The sequence below is a fragment of the Ensifer sp. KUDG1 genome, assembly GCF_050434285.1.
GTDB lineage: Bacteria > Pseudomonadota > Alphaproteobacteria > Rhizobiales > Rhizobiaceae > Ensifer.
The window spans coordinates 120,571-136,253 of sequence record NZ_JBNDIG010000007.1 but is presented as its reverse complement, the minus strand read 5'-3'; the positions used below and the strand labels follow the sequence as shown (position 1 = coordinate 136,253).

Here is a 15,683-nt window from a genome sequence, read left to right as displayed (position 1 = left end):
GGTCGTCAGGCTTGCCGAAGGCGCTCGACGGCCATCAGCACACGCTCCGGTGTTGCCGGGGCGTCGAGGCGCGGGCACTCGCGATAATTCGCGACACTCGCCACCGCCATCGACAGCGCTTCCAGCACCGAGATCGGCAGCATGAAGGGCGGCTCTCCCACCGCCTTGGAGCGGCCGATGGTCTTCTCGGCGTTGCTCGACCATTCGGCAAGCTTGACGTTGAAGATCTTCGGCCGGTCGGAGGCGAGCGGGATCTTGTAGGTGGAGGGGGCGTGGGTGCGAAGCCGGCCCTTGTCGTCCCACCAGAGTTCTTCCGTCGTCAGCCAGCCCATGCCCTGCACGAAGCCGCCCTCGATCTGGCCGATGTCGATCGCCGGATTGAGCGAGCGGCCGACATCGTGCAGCACATCGACGCGGTCGACCATGTATTCGCCGGTCAGCGTGTCGATCGAAACCTCCGAAACCGAGGCGCCGTAGGCGAAATAGTAGAACGGCGTGCCGCGACCGCTGGCGCGGTCCCAATGGATCTTCGGCGTCTTGTAATAGCCGGCAGCCGAAAGCTGGATGCGGCCCATATAGGCCTGCTTGATGAATTCCGGGAAGGGAATGAGTTCTTCGCCGATCTTCACGTGGTTGGTGACGAAGCTGACATTCTCGGGCGTCGTCTGCCAACGTTCGCAGGCGAAGGCGACCAGCCGTTCCTTGATCTGGCGCGCGGCGTCGTAGGCTGCCATGCCGTTGAGGTCGGAACCCGACGAGGCTGCAGTCGCCGACGTGTTCGGCACCTTGCCGGTGGTCGTTGCGGTGATGCGCACCCGGTCGAGATCGACCTGGAAGCTGTCGGCGATCACCTGTGCCACCTTGATGTAGAGGCCCTGGCCCATCTCGGTGCCGCCGTGGTTCAGGTGGATCGAGCCGTCCTGGTAGATGTGCACCAGCGCGCCCGCCTGGTTGAAGGCGGTGAGCGTGAAGGAGATGCCGAACTTCACCGGCGTCAGCGCGATGCCCTTGCGGATGACGCGGCTGTTCCGGTTGAAGTCGAGGATCGCCTGGCGGCGCGCCTGGTAGTCGGCGCTCTCCTCCAGTTCGGCGACGATCTGCGCGATGATGTTGTCTTCCACCTGCTGATGGTAGGGCGTGACATCGCGGCCGGAGCCCTTGTCGCCATAGAAATTCAGCTTGCGGATTTCGAGCGGATCCTTGCCGAGCTGGTAAGCGATTTCCTCGATGATGCGCTCGCCGCCGACCATGCCTTGCGGCCCGCCGAAACCGCGATAGGCGGTGTTGGAGACGGTGTTGGTCTTCAGCGGCTGCGAGGTGAGCTTCACATGCGGATAGAAATAGGAGCTGTCCGCATGGAACAGTGCCCGATCGGTGACCGGGCCAGACAGGTCCGAGGAGTAGCCGCAGCGGGCGGCGTAATTGGCATGGACCGCGTGAATGCGGCCGTCTTCGTCGAAGCCGACATCGTAGTCGACGAGGAAATCGTGGCGCTTGCCGGTCGCCGTCATGTCCTCGTCCCGGTCAGGGCGGAACTTGACGGCGCGGTTGAGCTTCTTCGCCGCAACCGCCGCAAGGGCCGCGAACTGGTTGCCTTGCGTTTCCTTGCCGCCGAAGCCGCCGCCCATGCGGCGGACATTCACGGTCACCGCATTGGAGGGCACGCCGAGCACGTGCGAGACCATGTGCTGGATCTCGCTCGGATGCTGGGTCGACGACCAGACCGTGACCTCGTCGTCCTCGCCGGGGATGGCAAGGGCGATATGGCCTTCGAGGTAGAAATGCTCCTGGCCGCCGATGCGCATGCTGCCCTTGAGCCGCCGCGGCGCCTTCTCCAGTTCCGCCGCGGCGTCGCCGCGCTGCAGGGTCAAGGGCTGGGTGACGAGCTCGCCGCCATGGGCAACGGCATCGAGAATGTCAGTGAAATGCGGCAGATCGCGATAGGTGATCTTCGCCAGCCTTGCCGCCCGGCGGGCAATGTCGCGGGATTCGGCGATAACCGCAAAGGCCGGCTGGCCATGGAATTGCACGAGACCATCGGCCAGCACCGGCTCGTCGTGCAGGTGGCTGGGGCTGATGTCGTTGGAATGCGGCATGTCCCTCGCCGTCAGCACCAGGACGACGCCGGGGAAGGCGGCGACGGCCGACAGGTCCATGGCGGTGATTTCCGCATGCGCCCGGTCTGTCATGCCGAGCGCGCCATGCAGCGTGCCCATGGGCTCGGGCATGTCGTCGATATAGTCGGCAGTGCCGGAGACATGCTTGTGGGCGCTGTCGTGACGCTGCGAGACATGCATCTCGCCGCGGATTGCCTTGCGTTCCTCGAAGGTGGATTTGTCCATTATCTCTCTCCCGCGGCGTAGCGCACGAGTTGCGCGGGTTCTCCGCCGCTTTCCAGGAAGAAACGCATCAAGAGGTTTTTCGCCGCAAGCATGCGATAGTCGCTGGTGGCGCGCCAGTCGGTGAGCGGCTGGTAGTCGGTCTCGAAGGCGACCTGTGCCGCACGAACTGTTTCTTCGTTCCAGGGCTTGCCGATCAATGCCGCTTCCACATGGGTGGCGCGCTTTGGCGTAGCGGCCATGCCGCCAAAGGCGATGCGTGCGGTCTGCACCGTGCCGTTCTCCACCGACAGCCGGAAGGCGCCGAGCAAGGCGGAGATGTCCTCGTCGCGGCGCTTGGAAATCTTGTAGGCGGCAAAGAAATCGCCCGTCGGCAGACGCGGCACGAAGATGTTTTCGACGAATTCGCCGGGCTTACGGTCCTGTTTGCCATAGGCGATGAAGAACGATTCGAGTGGCAGCGTCCGGCGACCCGCGGTCGAGCGCAGTGTCACGGTGGCGCCGAGCACGATCAGGGGCGGTGGGCTGTCGCCGATCGGCGAGCCGTTGGCGATGTTGCCGCCGATCGTGCCCATGTTGCGCACCTGCTCGCCGCCGATGCGGTTGATCAATGCGCCAAGACCGGGCAAGGTTCGGCTCAGGGCGTCAAAGGCCATGGTGTAGCTGACGCCGGCGCCGATGGTCAGGCCCGCATCGTTCTCCTCGATCTGCTGCAGCTCGGCTATACCGTTGATGAAGATCACCGGGTTGATCGCCCGCATCTGCTTGGTCACCCAAAGGCCGACATCGGTCGAGCCGGCAACGACCGTCGCACTCGGATTTTCGGCGAGCGCCTTTGCCAGGCCGTCGCCGTCGGCCGGCACGATCAGACACTGTTCGGCCTGGCGAACGGTGACGGTTTCAACCGGCGCCAAAGCTGCGAGCCTCCTGGTGATCACTTCGCGCTCGCGGGTGATCGGGTCGAAAATGTCGGAGGGCCGCGCCTTGGCCGCCGCTTCCGCGGCGCGCACAATCGGCTCGTAGCCGGTGCAGCGACAGAGGTTGCCCTGCAGCGCCTTTTCGATGTCGGCTCGATCAGGGTTGTCGTTGCCGAGCCAGAGGCCGTAAAGCGACATGACGAAGCCGGGCGTACAGAAGCCGCATTGCGAGCCGTGGAAATCGACCATCGCCTGCTGCACCGGATGCAGCGTCCCGTCCTGGCCGGCCAGGTGCTCGACGGTGACGACATGGGTTGCCTGCAGCGAGCCTAAGAAACGGATGCAAGCGTTGACGCTTTCATAGACGAGCCTGCCGCCCACCATCCGGCCGACGAGCACGGTGCAGGCGCCGCAGTCGCCCTCGGCACAACCTTCCTTGGTGCCGGTCAGCCGGCGCTCCAGTCTCAGATAGTCGAGCAGGGTCGTGGTCGGCGCGATGTCCGAAAGCGCGATCTCGCGATCGTTGAGGATGAAGCTGATCGATCCGTTCGGCTGGGGCATGCCATTCATTCCCTGCTGCTGCATACGTCCTGAAATCACTTTGATCTTAGGTGGTTATGCAGAAAAGCAAAGGGCTGAACGGAGTTTTGCACGCCATGCGGGCAACGCGAGGATATCAAGTCCGCGCTGCCGTTCTCTTGACGGATGTCGGCCGCTATTGCGCCGTCCAGCCGCCATCCATCGACACATGCGTGCCGGTGATCTGTGCCGCGTCGTCGCCGGCCAAATAGATAGCGAGCGCCGCGACCTGTTCGACGGTGATGAACTTCTTCGTCGGCTGACCCTTCAGCATCACATCGTTGATCACCTGCTGCTCGGTAATGCCGCGGGTGCGCGCCTGGTCGGGGATCTGCTTTTCGACGAGGGGGGTCAGCACATAGCCGGGGCAGATCGAGTTGGCGGTGATGCCGCTTTCTGCAACCTCGAGCGCCACGGTCTTGGTCAGGCCGAGAACGCCGTGCTTGGCGGCGACATACGCGGCCTTGAAGGGCGAGGCGACGAGGCCGTGGGCGGAGGCGATGTTGATGATGCGGCCCCAGCCTTTCGCCTTCATGCCGGGAATGGCGGCGCGGATCGTGTGGAAGGACGAGGAGAGGTTGATCGCGATGATGCGGTCCCATTGCTCGATCGGGAAATCCTCGACCTTCTCGACATATTGGATACCGGCATTGTTGACGAGGATATCGACGCCGCCGAAGCGGGTCGTCGCCGTGGCGATCAGGTCCGCGATTTCGGCTGGCTTCGTCATGTCGGCGGCATGATAGACGACCGTTCCTGTCGTCAACGCGCTGACATCGTCCGTCGCCTTTTTGATTTCGTCCGGGCTGCCGAAGCCGTTCAGCACGATATTGGCGCCGCCCTTGGCGAAGGCCTTGGCGATCGCAAGCCCGATGCCGCTCGTCGAACCGGTGATGACCGCTGTTTTCGTCATTGATGCTCTCTCCCTTTGCGGCGCCGCGCACTGCTTTGTTGCGGCGCAACAGCGCCAGCCTACGCGGAAAACGACTGACCTGACAATTGTGTTTTTGGCTTCGCGACCGCAGAGTTGAGGCGGGGAGCGGCGAAGCCGGTCGGTTGCGTTTTGTTTTCGTTTGACATTCGTTTTGCCATCGTATTGAAGTTTTCGAAATGAGATCCCGCCTTCAAGGCCGGTGAACAAACATGCGTGTGGCCGGGGAGGGGCATATGGGCGGATATATTCTCGCGATCGATCAGGGTACGACCTCGAGCCGGGCGATCATCTTCGACGGTCAGCAGCAGATCGCCGGGGCCAGCCACAAGGAATTCAAGCAGTATTTTCCGAAATCCGGCTGGGTCGAACACGATCCCGAGGAAATCTGGCAGACGGTGCTTTCGACGGTCGAGGACGCGCTCGCCAAGGCCGGCATCAAGGCCGGCGACCTCTCAGGCATCGGCATCACCAACCAGCGCGAGACCGTGGTCGTCTGGGATCGCGAGACCGGCAACCCCATCCATAATGCGATCGTCTGGCAGGACCGCCGCACCGCCTCCTATTGCGATCGGCTGAAGAAGCAGGGGCTGGAAAAAAACTTCACCAAGAAGACCGGCCTGCTGCTCGATCCCTATTTCTCCGGCACCAAGCTCAACTGGCTGCTCACCAACATCGACAGGGCGCAGGCGCGTGCCGCCAAGGGCGAGCTCTGCTTTGGCACCATCGATACCTTCCTCATCTGGCGGCTAACCGGCGGCCAGTCCTTCGTGACGGACGCGACCAACGCGTCGCGCACGCTGCTCTATAATATCGCCGACAATGCCTGGGACGACGAACTGCTGAAGATCCTGAAAGTGCCACGTGCCATGCTGCCCGAGGTCAAGGATTGCGCGGCCGATTTCGGCGTCACCGATCCAGCACTTTTCGGCGCGGCGGTGCCGATCCTCGGCGTTGCTGGCGACCAGCAGGCGGCAACCATCGGCCAGGCCTGCTTCAAGCCGGGCATGCTGAAATCGACCTATGGCACCGGCTGCTTCGCGCTGCTCAACACCGGCAAGGACATGGTGCGCTCGAAGAACCGGTTGCTCACCACGATTGCCTACAAGCTTGACGGCGAAACCACCTATGCGCTCGAAGGCTCGATCTTCGTTGCCGGTGCCGCGGTGCAATGGTTGCGCGACGGGCTGAAGGTGATCAAGGCCGCCCCCGATACCGGCACCCTTGCCGAAAGTGCCGATCCGACGCAGGAGGTTTATCTGGTGCCGGCCTTCACCGGGCTTGGAGCGCCGCATTGGGATCCGGATGCACGTGGCGCGATCTTCGGCATGACCCGCAACACCGGCCCGGCGGAGTTTGCGCGCGCCGCGCTCGAAGCCGTCTGCTACCAGACGCGCGACCTGCTTGAAGCCATGCACAAGGACTGGCGCAACAACGGCAAGGAAACGGTGCTGCGCGTCGATGGCGGCATGGTTGCTTCCGACTGGACGATGCAGCGGTTGTCGGACCTGCTCGATGCGCCGGTCGACCGGCCCGTCATCCTCGAAACGACCGCGCTCGGCGTCGCCTGGCTTGCCGGCAGCCGCGCCGGCGTCTGGCCGAAGCAGGAAGACTTCGCCAAGTCCTGGGCACGCGACCGCCGCTTCGAGCCCGCGATGGACGAAAAGACGCGCAAGACGAAGCTCAAGGGCTGGCGCAACGCGGTCAAGCGCACGCTGAGTTAAGGGCCCGGACGCGCGTTTCTCCTGACGATCATCTGCCTTCTGACCGGACGGCGGCGCTCGCGCGCCGGCCGCTCGTCAGTCGATGACCGCGACCGCTTCCACCTCGAACAGCATGCCGTCGACCGCCAGCTTGGGCACCGGAACGAGGGTCTGCGCCGGCAGGGTTGTTCCGAACATTTCCTTGACGCTGTTGGTCAGGACCTCAAGCTTCGACATGTCGTGGTCGACCACGAAGATGGTGAGCTTGGCGACCTGGTCGGGCCTTGCGCCAAGGCCTTCGAGCGCTGCACCCAGATTGGCATAGGCCTGCTTGACCTGCACCGCAAAGTCGGGAGACAGGCCGCCCCTGCTGTCCTGACCGCCTTGTCCTGAAATGTAGGCCACCCGGGCCCCGGCAGGCGCAATCACCGCGGTGCTATAGCCATGCGGCGTCGGGTCGTAGAGGTTTTTTGGGTTGACGATCGTCAGCTTGGCCGCCTGCTCGCTTGCCGTCGCCACGGTGGAAACGCCTGTGGTCATGATGATGAACCCTCCGATCATGAGATGTCTGATTGCGTGTGACATGATGCTCTCTCGTCTCCGAGGTCTGCGCGCGACGCGGCTTGCAGACCCGCAGGTTTGACCTTTCGCCGTCGCTCTTTGATATTGACTCGTACGGCGTACGATTGATTTACATCGTACGCCGTACGAGTCAATCGTTGAGGATCGACATCCTGCGTGTTGTCGGCGTAAATCGGTGTTTCAATCAGTAAGGAAGACGCATGGCGGGGAAAGGGAACGGCGGGCAGGGCAAACGCTCCCAACGGGTGGAGGCGGCAGTTGAAGCCGGGCAGAAGCCGGGTGGCGAACCGTCGCTGTCTCTGGACCGTATCGTCGCAACGGCGGTTGACCTGCTGGACACCGAGGGGATCGACGGGTTGAAGATGCGCCGCCTTGCCGACCGTCTCGGCGCCGGCGTCATGAGCCTCTATTGGCATGTCAGCAACAAGGAAGAGGTGTTCGATCTGGCGCTCGATGCGGTGTTTGCTTATCGCGGAGCCCCGCAAAAGACCGAGCCAGAGGATTGGCGTAGCGATGTGGTTCACATGCTCGAAGACTGGCGTGCAATCATGTTGCGCCATCCCTGGTCGGCATCGCTGTTGCCGCGCCGGGCGCTCGGGCCGAACATCCTCGCCCGCCTGGAAACCATGAGCAAGGCTCTGTCCGGCGCCGGCGTTGCCGATGCCAGCATGAACGTCGCGATCTGGTCGCTGTGGAACTACGTGCTCGGCGCCACCGTCACACGGGCGAGCTTCGCGCTTTCGGATGCCGACCAGACTGCCGGACAACAGCGCCTCTCGGTGCTCAGCGAACGCTATCCGACCATCGAGCGCACGCGCCTGCTGCTCGACAACGACTGGGACGGCACGTTCCGGAAAGGTCTCGACATTCTGCTCGACGGTCTGTCGCGCCGCTGACGTCCATTGGTGTTCATCCGGGAAACACTGTGTTTCCCGGATGCGCATTTGCTGCTCCCGCGCGCGCCAACTATCTGTTGTGCAAACAGAAAAAGGACAGGCACCATGGAACTCGGGCTTTACACATTCGCGGATGTCGATCCGAATGCCGATGACAAGGGCAGGGAAGGGCAGCGCCGCCTCAACAACCTTCTCGAAGAGATCGAGCTCGCCGATCAGGTCGGCCTCGACGTCTTCGGGCTCGGCGAGCACCATCGCCCCGACTATGCGGCCTCGGCGCCGGCGGTCATCCTGGCCGCTGCTGCCGCGAGGACGAAGACCATCCGGCTGACCAGTGCCGTCACGGTGTTGAGCTCCGACGATCCCGTGCGCGTTTTCCAGCAGTTTTCGACGCTGGACCTGATCTCGGGCGGCCGTGCCGAAATCATGGCCGGTCGCGGGTCCTTCATCGAATCCTTCCCGCTCTTCGGCCAGTCGCTCGACGACTACGACCAGCTCTTTGCCGAGAAGCTCGATCTGCTGATGGCGCTGCGCGAGAGCGAGAAGGTCTCGTGGGCGGGTGAGATGCGACCGGCGATCCATGATCGCGGCGTCTATCCGCGGCCGCTGCAGCAGGAACTGCCGCTCTGGATCGCTGTCGGCGGCACGCCGCAATCGGTGGCGCGCGCCGGGGCGCTTGGCCTGCCGGTGGCGCTTGCCATCATCGGTGGCGAACCCCGCCGGTTTGCGCCGCTCTTCGATCTCTATCGCGAGGCCGCGCGGCGGGCCGGCCAGGATTCGGCCAGGCTGAAGACCAGCATCAACGTGCACGGCTTCATCGCCGATACGACCGATCTCGCCGCCGACCAGTTCTACGGTCCGCAGGCCGAGGTGATGAACCGCATCGGCCGCGAGCGCGGCTGGGGTCCGACCAACCGGGCGCATTTCGACCAGGCGCGCAGCCCCAGCGGCAACCTCTTCCTCGGCGACCCGGAAACGGTGGCCGAAAAGATCGTCGAGAACTGGAAGCTGTTCCGCAACGATCGCTTCTTGCTGCAGATGGCGATCGGGCCGATGCCGCACGATCAGATCATGCGCGGCATCGAGCTCTACGGCACGAAGGTGGCGCCACTGGTGCGCAAGGCCGTGGCGGAAGAGAAGGCGGCGGCCCCGGCCGCCGTCTGACCGGAAACGCCGGGTCTTGTGCCCGGTTGCCAGTCATTCCGCTCGGCGCTGGCATAACGCCTGGCGACACGCTACATGTGAGCGCGAAAGCGAGAAACGGATGACCCTCAACAACGAAGAAGATCTGCTGCGGCTAAAGGAAATCGGCCGCATCTGCGCCAATGCCCTGCACGCGATGGGCGAGGCGCTCGAGCCCGGCATCACCACGGCGGAGCTGGACGCGATCGGCCGCAAGGTGCTGGAAGAGGCCGGCGCACGCTCGGCGCCCGAGCTCTGCTACAATTTCCCCGGCGCCACCTGCATCAGCGTCAACGAGGAAATCGCCCACGGCATTCCCGGCGGCCGCGTCATCAAGGCGGGCGATCTCGTCAACATCGACGTGTCAGCCGAAAAAGACGGCATCTTCGCAGACACCGGCGCCTCGTTCCCGGTGCCGCCGGTGACCGCCGCGATCGACCGGCTGTGCCGCGACGGCAAGCGGGCGATGTGGGTGGGTCTTAAGCAGGTTCGCCCCGACCAGCCGCTGGCGGCGATCGGCAATGCGATCGGCGACTTCGCCCGCAAGAATCGCTACTCGCTGGTCACCAACCTCGCCAGCCACGGCATCGGCCGCTCGCTGCACGAAGAGCCGACCGAGATCGCCACCTGGCCCGATCCCAAGGAGCGCCGCCGGATGACCGACGGCATGGTGTTTACGGTCGAGCCATTCCTGTCGATGGGCGCACAATGGGCCGAAGGCGGCAACGACGACTGGACGCTCTACAGCGATCCGCGCGCGCCGACGGTGCAGTACGAGCACACGGTCGTGGTCACCCGCGGCGGGCCGCTGGTGGTCACGCTGCCGGGCTGAGCCAGGGATACGGCGGTGGTTTAGGGCCTTCGTCGTCCTCCAGACGATTTTTGCTCCATCGCTGCAATGCATTATGTGCCGCCGTGACGTCGCGCATTTCACCTTTTCGGCGACTGGTCTAAGCCATTGAAATCGGCGATCGTTCGATTTCTTCAATAGGTCCTTCAATTATTGTCGTTTGTGGTCTGCCGTGTTGCGGCGCAATAAACTGATATGACCACGCTCGACAGACCGCTGCAGACCAACATCGCCGCCACGGCAGCCGCCGGCGCCATCGCCATGGCCGTCGCCATGGGGTTTGGGCGCTTCTCCTACACGCCGATCCTGCCGGCGATGATGGCGGATCTCGGCCTGTCGCCGGGCGATGCCGGTTTGATCGCTTCGGCCAATTTCGTCGGCTACCTCGCCGGCGCCATTCTAGCCGCCTATGGCTGGGCGCATGGGCACGAGCGCCGGATCGGTCTTCTGGCGCTCGCCGCCACGACGGTGCTCCTGGCGGCGATGGGGCTGTCGTCCTCCGTTGTCGTGCTGGCGCTCATCCGGTTTCTCGCAGGCCTTGCCAGTGCCTTTGCGATGATCTTCATCTCCGGCATCGTCCTTGGCCACGGCCTGCTTGCGCGGTCGGAACATGTCCCTGCTGTCCATTTCGGCGGCGTCGGTCTCGGCATCGCTTTTTCATCGCTTTGCGTCTGGGCGAACCCGCTTGCGGGGCACGCCGGCCTGACGACCTCCATGGGCGACTGGTTCACCGGCGCGCTGGTCGGGCTGGTCGGGACGATCGTCGTTGCCGCACTTCTGCCCGGGGTTCCTTCTTCCGGTTCAGGTCCGGTGCGCGAAAAGCCGCTACGCTGGACGCGGCCGCTGACGGTGGTGACCTTCACCTATGCGCTCTTCGGCTTCGGCTATGTGATCACCGCCACCTTCCTCGTCACCATGGCGCGCGATCCGAGCGGCGGCCACAGCATCGAATTTCTCGCCTGGCTGCTGACCGGGCTTGCTGCAGCGCTCTCCGTCTATCTCTGGCGCTTTGCCGTGCCGCGCTTCGGGCTTGCCGGTGTCTACGCGATCGGGCTTCTGGTCGAGGCGGTCGGGCTGGTGCTGACGGTCAGCCTGCCTTTGCCCTATGCCCCGCTTGCCGGCGGCCTGATGCTTGGCGCAACCTTCATGATGATCACTGCCTATGGTCTGCAGATCGGCCGGAAGCTGGCACCCGAGAGCCCGCGCAAGGCACTTGCCCTGATGACCGCCGCCTTCGGTATCGGCCAGATCGTTGGCCCACTGGTTGCCGGCTGGCTTGCGGAACGCACCGGCAGCTTCGCCGCACCGACCTTGATCGCCGCTGCCGTACTTTTCCTGTGCGGTGGGGTCATTGTCGTCGAGTTGAAGCGGATTTCACAGGCTTTGAGGACCTGAGCGGCGGCGAAAAAAGACCCTCCGGCATCGGCGCTCGCCTGGATGAAATAACAGTAACGTTTACATTACCCGATTGTTGGCGACAGCGCTTTGCCCTAGTTTTGGCGCTTCGAGAGGCGAGTTGTTCGTCTCCTCCGAAACGAGAGTGCCGCACTTGTTCCTATCCTTCTTTCCGAAGCCGAAGCTCTTCTTCATATCTTTTGTCGTCTGGTCGCTGGTTGCCGTAGCCTTCTGGTATGGCGGTGGCGAACAGCTGGGTGCCGTCTTCGGAATGCCGCCTTTGGCCGCGGATGCGCCGCCGATCACCGGCATCTCTGCCTTCTGGTCGCCGGCCTTCATCTGGTTCTACCTCTATTTCGCGCTTGTCGTCGGGCTGTTTGCCGCTTTCTGGTACGTCTACTCGCCGCACCGTTGGCAGAACTGGTCGATCCTCGGCTCGGCACTCATCCTCTTCGTCACCTATTTTCAGGTGCAGGTCAGCGTCGCAATCAACAACTGGTACGGCCCGTTCTGGGATATGATCCAGGCAATCATTGCGAAGACCAAGGTGGTTCCTGCAGCGGAAGTCTACGGAGAAATCTCCGTCTTTCTCGGCATCGCCATGGTCGCGGTCGCGGTCGGGGTCATCACACGCTTTTTCGTCAGTCACTACATCTTCCGTTGGCGAACAGCGATGAACGAATACTACATGGCCAACTGGGACAAGCTGCGCCATATCGAAGGGGCCTCGCAGCGCGTGCAGGAAGACACGATGCGCTTTTCCACGACAGTGGAAGGGCTTGGCGTTAGCCTGATCGATAGTGTGATGACGTTGATAGCGTTCATGCCGGTCTTGATCCGGCTCGAGTCGCACGTCACCGAATTGCCGCTCATTGGCGTCATCCCGTATCCGCTCGTTACGTCCGCTATACTTTGGTCGCTGTTCGGTACGGTGTTCCTGGCTCTCGTTGGTATCAAGCTGCCGGGCCTCGAGTTCCGCAACCAGCGCGTGGAAGCTGCCTACCGCAAAGAGCTGGTTTATGGTGAGGACCATGCTGATCGCGCCCAACCGCCGACGGTCGCCGATCTCTTCGATAACGTTCGCCGGAACTACTTCCGGCTCTATTTCCACTATTTGTACTTCAACGTTGCCCGCATTTTCTATTTGCAGATCAATGGTATCTTTTCGCTGGTGATCATCGTGCCTTCGATCATCGCCGGCAAGGTTGCGCTTGGTGCGTTGAACCAGATCTCGAATGCTTTCGGGCAGGTGTCGTCGTCATTTCAGTACCTAGTTTCGTCCTGGCCGACGATCGTCGAACTGTTGTCGATCTACAAGCGCCTGCGCGCATTCGAAGCGGCAATCGATGACGAGCCGCTGCCGCACATCGACCAGAAATTCATTGCGGTTGGCGGCAACGAAGAGCTGGCCTGAGGCGAGCGAAAAAAGCCAATCAGAAGGCGGAGCGACCCGCCTTCTTTTTTGCCTGCTCGATCAGGGGCAGTGCCTGGGCGTAGCTGACGCAGGCGACGTCGGCCTTGCCGCAAACTTCGCTCAGCAGGCGGTCGAGCGCACGCCAGTAGGCGCCGCCGTTCATTTCGACGAAATGGAAACCGAGCTGTAGCGGGATGCGGTCGCCCGTATATTCGCGGTCGAAGGCTTTCTTGTAGGCCTCGTAGGTGCGTTCCTCGAAGCGGGCGCTGTCCTTCTTGTTCTCGACGCCCATCGAATGGCGCACGAAGAGATTGTAGTCCATGCCGATGACCGGGCGCTGCGACGGCCCTTCGGGGATCAGCGGCAGGCCGAAGCGCGGCAGCCCGTCCTTCGTTGTCGGCCAGCCCGGGCCCTTGGTCACCAGGCTCGCGTCATAGGTGAAGCCCCACTCCTTCAGCGCTGGCAACAGGCCATCGCTCAGCGAAAGATAGGGCGCGCGGAAGCCTTTGACGCCGGCCTTGGCGAAATCCGCCCAGCCCTGAGGCTCGGCCTCGGGCGTGCCGGCCTTCTTCCAGGCGTCTTTGAGCGCCGTGTCGAACGTCGAAAACTCGCTTTCCCAGTCGGCCTTGCTCCAGCCCTTGCCGTCGAAGTGGCCGCAGGCGTGGCTGGCGATATCGTGACCGTCGAGATGGGCCTGCCAGATGTGACCGGCGCGCGCCGCGATCTCCTCGCGGCTCTGGGCGAAGCCGACATTCGAGCGGCCCGCCTTCTGGCCCGGCGGCTTGTAGAGCGCCTTGCCGTCCGCTCTGGTCATCAGGAAGGTGCAGGAGAGGAAGTAGGTAAAATGCGCACCGGTGCGCTTGGCCATCGCCAGGCTCTTTTCCCAAAGCGCGTTGTCATGTGCGCCGTCGAACGAGACTATTACCAGCTGCTTGTCGCCGGCGGGCGTAGTGGCCGGCGACGCCGGCTCGGCCCTGGCAAGAGCGGGAAGAAGGGCGAGCGAGAGGGCAAGCGGAATACGGATCATGATCAACTGCACTGTTTTGGTTTTGTCGCAAATGGTTCGAAAATGCGGCAATCCTTTGATCGGTCTGGAAAAAACGCGCCATCAAGGCTACTCCATAGCAACCTGGGCGGAATCGGTCCGGGAACCGAAGATACTGGAAATCAACAGGCTTCAGCGGCCGGCTCCCGTCTTTTCCGACGCGCGGCGCTGAGTTTGCCCGATACTCGAACAAAGCGGTGGCCCCATGGCGATACTCGTTCTCGGCATCATTCTTTTTCTCGGCCTGCATCTCATCCGCGTCGTCGCGCCCGGTTTCCGCGCCGGCGTGATCGAGAGCCGCGGCAAGGGCACCTGGATGGGGATCTATGCCATCCTCAGCCTCATCGGCCTCTGTCTGATCATCTATGGCTTCGGCCAGGCCCGCAGCGAAACGGGCATGCTCTACGATCCGCCCGTATTCATGCGCCACATCGCCCTGCTGCTGATGCTTTTTGCGTTCATCTTCCTTGCTGCCGGCTTTCTCCCGGCCGGGCGCATCGCGGTTGCGGTCAAGCATCCGCAGGTGCTTTCGATCAAGATCTGGGCGCTGGCGCATCTGCTCGCCAATGGTGAAACGTCCTCCGTCCTGCTGTTCGGCTCGTTTCTCGCCTGGGCGGTGATCCTGCGCATCTCGCTGAAACGCCGCGAGCGGGCAGGCGAACGCGTGCTGCCGGTGTTCAAGTCGGCCTCCAACGACGTGCTCGCCGTCATCATCGGGCTTGTCGCCTACGTGCTCTTCGTCTGGAAGCTGCACGAATGGTTGATCGGCGTTGCGCCGGTCGTCATGGGCTGACGCAATTTCCGGGAAAAATGCGCAGCGCTTTGCGCCGGGAACTGCAGTAACAGAAAATTTAGAGCGACAGAGGCGGCCTCGTGGCGGCCATCGGCGCTCTAAATCGCGTCGGCCCCCTTACAAGCGCCGCAAAATCGGGTAGAAGGCGCAAAATCCATGAGAGTGCGGCGGGTGCGGCAAAGGACCCGTCGTGCATGCTCGAACAGTTTGAGAGTGCCCGTTCCGCCGATCGTCATCAGACCGTTGGCGCGGCGGGCCAGTGTGCAGGCAAGGCCGGGGCAATAGATGGCGAACCAAGACGACAGCTTTATCCGCGAGGTCAATGAGGAACTGCGTTCCGACCAGATGAAGAGCATCTGGGCCCGCTTCGGCGGCGTCATCGTGGCGATCGCCGTGCTCATCGTTCTCGGCACCATCGGCAAGGTCGGCTTCGACTATTGGCAGGATGGCGCCTCCTCGAAGTCGGGGGATGCGTTCTTGCAGGCGCTCAACCTCGCCAAGGAAAACAAGACGGACGAGGCGCTCACCGCCTTGAACACGCTGGAGAAGGACGGCTACGGCGCCTATCCGGTGCTGGCGCGTCTGCGCGCCGCCACGCTGCAGGCGCAGAAGGGCGAGGCCGACGCGGCTGCCAAGGCGTTCTCCGCCATCGGCAAGGACGGCAGCGTTCCGACGGCTATTCAGGAGGCAGCGCGCCTGCGTGCAGCCTACCTTCTGGTCGACACCGGCAGCTACGACCAGGTTTCGGCCGAGGTTGAGCAGCTTGCAACGCCGCAGAACAACATGCGCCACTCGGCGCGTGAGGCTCTTGGCCTCGCTGCCTACAAGTCCGGCGACTACGCCAAGGCGAAGACCTGGTTCCAGCAGATCGTCGACGATGCGCAGAGCCCGCGCAACGTCACCGGTCGCGCGCAGATGCTGCTCGACGTGATCGCCGCCAGCGGCAAGGCCTAAGACAACAGCAGCCTATCCCCGCCGCGATGGGCACAGGGTGCAAGACCCCTTCGAATCAGCGCATGATCCCAATGTCGGTCTCGACCTTGGGATTGTGCGCTAA

General features: G+C 63.1%; 14 protein-coding genes. 9 read left to right on the top strand and 5 right to left on the bottom strand.

Annotation, left to right across the window (positions count from 1 at the left end; translation table 11 throughout):
• Window positions 1-5: 5 nt before the first annotated feature.
• The 3 genes from xdhB to M2267_RS18515 form a co-directional block, all read right to left on the bottom strand.
• Entirely contained in the window at window positions 6-2,342 is a 2,337-nt protein-coding gene (xdhB, locus tag M2267_RS18525; RefSeq protein WP_429116080.1) for a xanthine dehydrogenase molybdopterin binding subunit, read from the bottom strand.
• On the bottom strand, window positions 2,342-3,817 hold the full coding sequence (xdhA, locus tag M2267_RS18520; protein ID WP_429116078.1) for a xanthine dehydrogenase small subunit: 1,476 nt from the start codon (window positions 3,815-3,817) through the stop codon (window positions 2,342-2,344). The genes xdhB and xdhA overlap by 1 nt, the downstream gene beginning before the upstream one ends.
• A gap of 154 nt (window positions 3,818-3,971) precedes the next feature.
• Window positions 3,972-4,748 carry a 3-hydroxybutyrate dehydrogenase gene (locus tag M2267_RS18515; RefSeq protein ID WP_429116076.1) on the bottom strand — a complete coding sequence of 259 codons (777 nt, stop codon included), beginning with the start codon at window positions 4,746-4,748 and terminating at the stop codon, window positions 3,972-3,974.
• Window positions 4,749-5,002: 254 nt separating this feature from the next.
• On the opposite strand from M2267_RS18515, the gene glpK reads away from it, so the two are divergent.
• The gene (gene glpK / locus M2267_RS18510; protein ID WP_429116074.1) at window positions 5,003-6,490 is read left to right on the top strand and encodes a glycerol kinase GlpK; all 1,488 of its coding nucleotides are present in this window, start codon (window positions 5,003-5,005) and stop codon (window positions 6,488-6,490) included.
• Between the two features lie 75 nt (window positions 6,491-6,565).
• Here the strand turns inward: glpK and M2267_RS18505 are convergent, their stop codons facing one another.
• Complete coding sequence (locus M2267_RS18505; RefSeq protein WP_429116072.1) at window positions 6,566-7,054, bottom strand: RidA family protein; 489 nt, start codon at window positions 7,052-7,054, stop codon at window positions 6,566-6,568.
• A gap of 197 nt (window positions 7,055-7,251) precedes the next feature.
• Between M2267_RS18505 and M2267_RS18500 the strand changes: the two genes are divergently transcribed.
• The 5 genes from M2267_RS18500 (at window position 7,252) to sbmA (ending at window position 12,788) form a co-directional block, all read left to right on the top strand.
• Window positions 7,252-7,947, top strand: a complete 696-nt coding sequence (locus M2267_RS18500; RefSeq protein ID WP_429116070.1) for a TetR/AcrR family transcriptional regulator — start codon at window positions 7,252-7,254, stop codon at window positions 7,945-7,947.
• A 105-nt stretch (window positions 7,948-8,052) separates the two neighbouring features.
• A complete protein-coding gene (locus tag M2267_RS18495) occupies window positions 8,053-9,111 on the top strand; it encodes an LLM class flavin-dependent oxidoreductase (RefSeq protein WP_429116068.1) in 1,059 nt (352 codons plus the stop codon).
• 100 nt (window positions 9,112-9,211) lie between these two features.
• Window positions 9,212-9,961 (top strand): type I methionyl aminopeptidase, encoded by a 750-nt coding sequence (gene map, locus M2267_RS18490; RefSeq protein WP_402319979.1) that lies wholly within the window; start codon window positions 9,212-9,214, stop codon window positions 9,959-9,961.
• A gap of 213 nt (window positions 9,962-10,174) precedes the next feature.
• Window positions 10,175-11,374 carry an MFS transporter gene (locus tag M2267_RS18485; protein ID WP_429116066.1) on the top strand — a complete coding sequence of 400 codons (1,200 nt, stop codon included), beginning with the start codon at window positions 10,175-10,177 and terminating at the stop codon, window positions 11,372-11,374.
• 154 nt (window positions 11,375-11,528) lie between these two features.
• Entirely contained in the window at window positions 11,529-12,788 is a 1,260-nt protein-coding gene (sbmA, locus tag M2267_RS18480; protein ID WP_034789080.1) for a peptide antibiotic transporter SbmA, read from the top strand.
• Between the two features lie 19 nt (window positions 12,789-12,807).
• On the opposite strand, the gene M2267_RS18475 is transcribed toward sbmA, so the two are convergent.
• On the bottom strand, window positions 12,808-13,815 hold the full coding sequence (locus tag M2267_RS18475) for a polysaccharide deacetylase family protein (protein ID WP_429116064.1): 1,008 nt from the start codon (window positions 13,813-13,815) through the stop codon (window positions 12,808-12,810).
• On the opposite strand from M2267_RS18475, the gene M2267_RS18470 reads away from it, so the two are divergent.
• The 3 genes from M2267_RS18470 (at window position 13,814) to M2267_RS18460 (ending at window position 15,580) form a co-directional block, all read left to right on the top strand.
• On the top strand, window positions 13,814-14,005 hold the full coding sequence (locus tag M2267_RS18470) for a hypothetical protein (RefSeq protein ID WP_043623811.1): 192 nt from the start codon (window positions 13,814-13,816) through the stop codon (window positions 14,003-14,005). The two genes, M2267_RS18475 and M2267_RS18470, sit on opposite strands and share 2 nt — an antisense overlap.
• A gap of 33 nt (window positions 14,006-14,038) precedes the next feature.
• A complete protein-coding gene (locus M2267_RS18465; RefSeq protein WP_043623814.1) occupies window positions 14,039-14,626 on the top strand; it encodes an NnrU family protein in 588 nt (195 codons plus the stop codon).
• 285 nt (window positions 14,627-14,911) lie between these two features.
• The gene (locus M2267_RS18460; RefSeq protein WP_429116061.1) at window positions 14,912-15,580 is read left to right on the top strand and encodes a tetratricopeptide repeat protein; all 669 of its coding nucleotides are present in this window, start codon (window positions 14,912-14,914) and stop codon (window positions 15,578-15,580) included.
• Window positions 15,581-15,683 lie beyond the last annotated feature (103 nt).

What these genes read in the sequence shown, in the direction of transcription:
- xdhB (WP_429116080.1), bottom strand. Translation starts at nt 2,342, where the DNA reads ATGGACAAATCCACCTTCGAGGAACGCAAGGCAATCCGCGGCGAGATG.
- xdhA (WP_429116078.1), bottom strand. Translation starts at nt 3,817, where the DNA reads ATGCCCCAGCCGAACGGATCGATCAGCTTCATCCTCAACGATCGCGAG.
- M2267_RS18475 (WP_429116064.1), bottom strand. Translation starts at nt 13,815, where the DNA reads ATGATCCGTATTCCGCTTGCCCTCTCGCTCGCCCTTCTTCCCGCTCTT.
- M2267_RS18470 (WP_043623811.1), top strand. Translation starts at nt 13,814, where the DNA reads ATGATCAACTGCACTGTTTTGGTTTTGTCGCAAATGGTTCGAAAATGC.
- M2267_RS18460 (WP_429116061.1), top strand. Translation starts at nt 14,912, where the DNA reads ATGGCGAACCAAGACGACAGCTTTATCCGCGAGGTCAATGAGGAACTG.
- glpK (WP_429116074.1), top strand. Translation starts at nt 5,003, where the DNA reads ATGGGCGGATATATTCTCGCGATCGATCAGGGTACGACCTCGAGCCGG.
- M2267_RS18465 (WP_043623814.1), top strand. Translation starts at nt 14,039, where the DNA reads ATGGCGATACTCGTTCTCGGCATCATTCTTTTTCTCGGCCTGCATCTC.
- M2267_RS18500 (WP_429116070.1), top strand. Translation starts at nt 7,252, where the DNA reads ATGGCGGGGAAAGGGAACGGCGGGCAGGGCAAACGCTCCCAACGGGTG.
- M2267_RS18505 (WP_429116072.1), bottom strand. Translation starts at nt 7,054, where the DNA reads ATGTCACACGCAATCAGACATCTCATGATCGGAGGGTTCATCATCATG.
- map (WP_402319979.1), top strand. Translation starts at nt 9,212, where the DNA reads ATGACCCTCAACAACGAAGAAGATCTGCTGCGGCTAAAGGAAATCGGC.
- M2267_RS18515 (WP_429116076.1), bottom strand. Translation starts at nt 4,748, where the DNA reads ATGACGAAAACAGCGGTCATCACCGGTTCGACGAGCGGCATCGGGCTT.
- M2267_RS18485 (WP_429116066.1), top strand. Translation starts at nt 10,175, where the DNA reads ATGACCACGCTCGACAGACCGCTGCAGACCAACATCGCCGCCACGGCA.
- M2267_RS18495 (WP_429116068.1), top strand. Translation starts at nt 8,053, where the DNA reads ATGGAACTCGGGCTTTACACATTCGCGGATGTCGATCCGAATGCCGAT.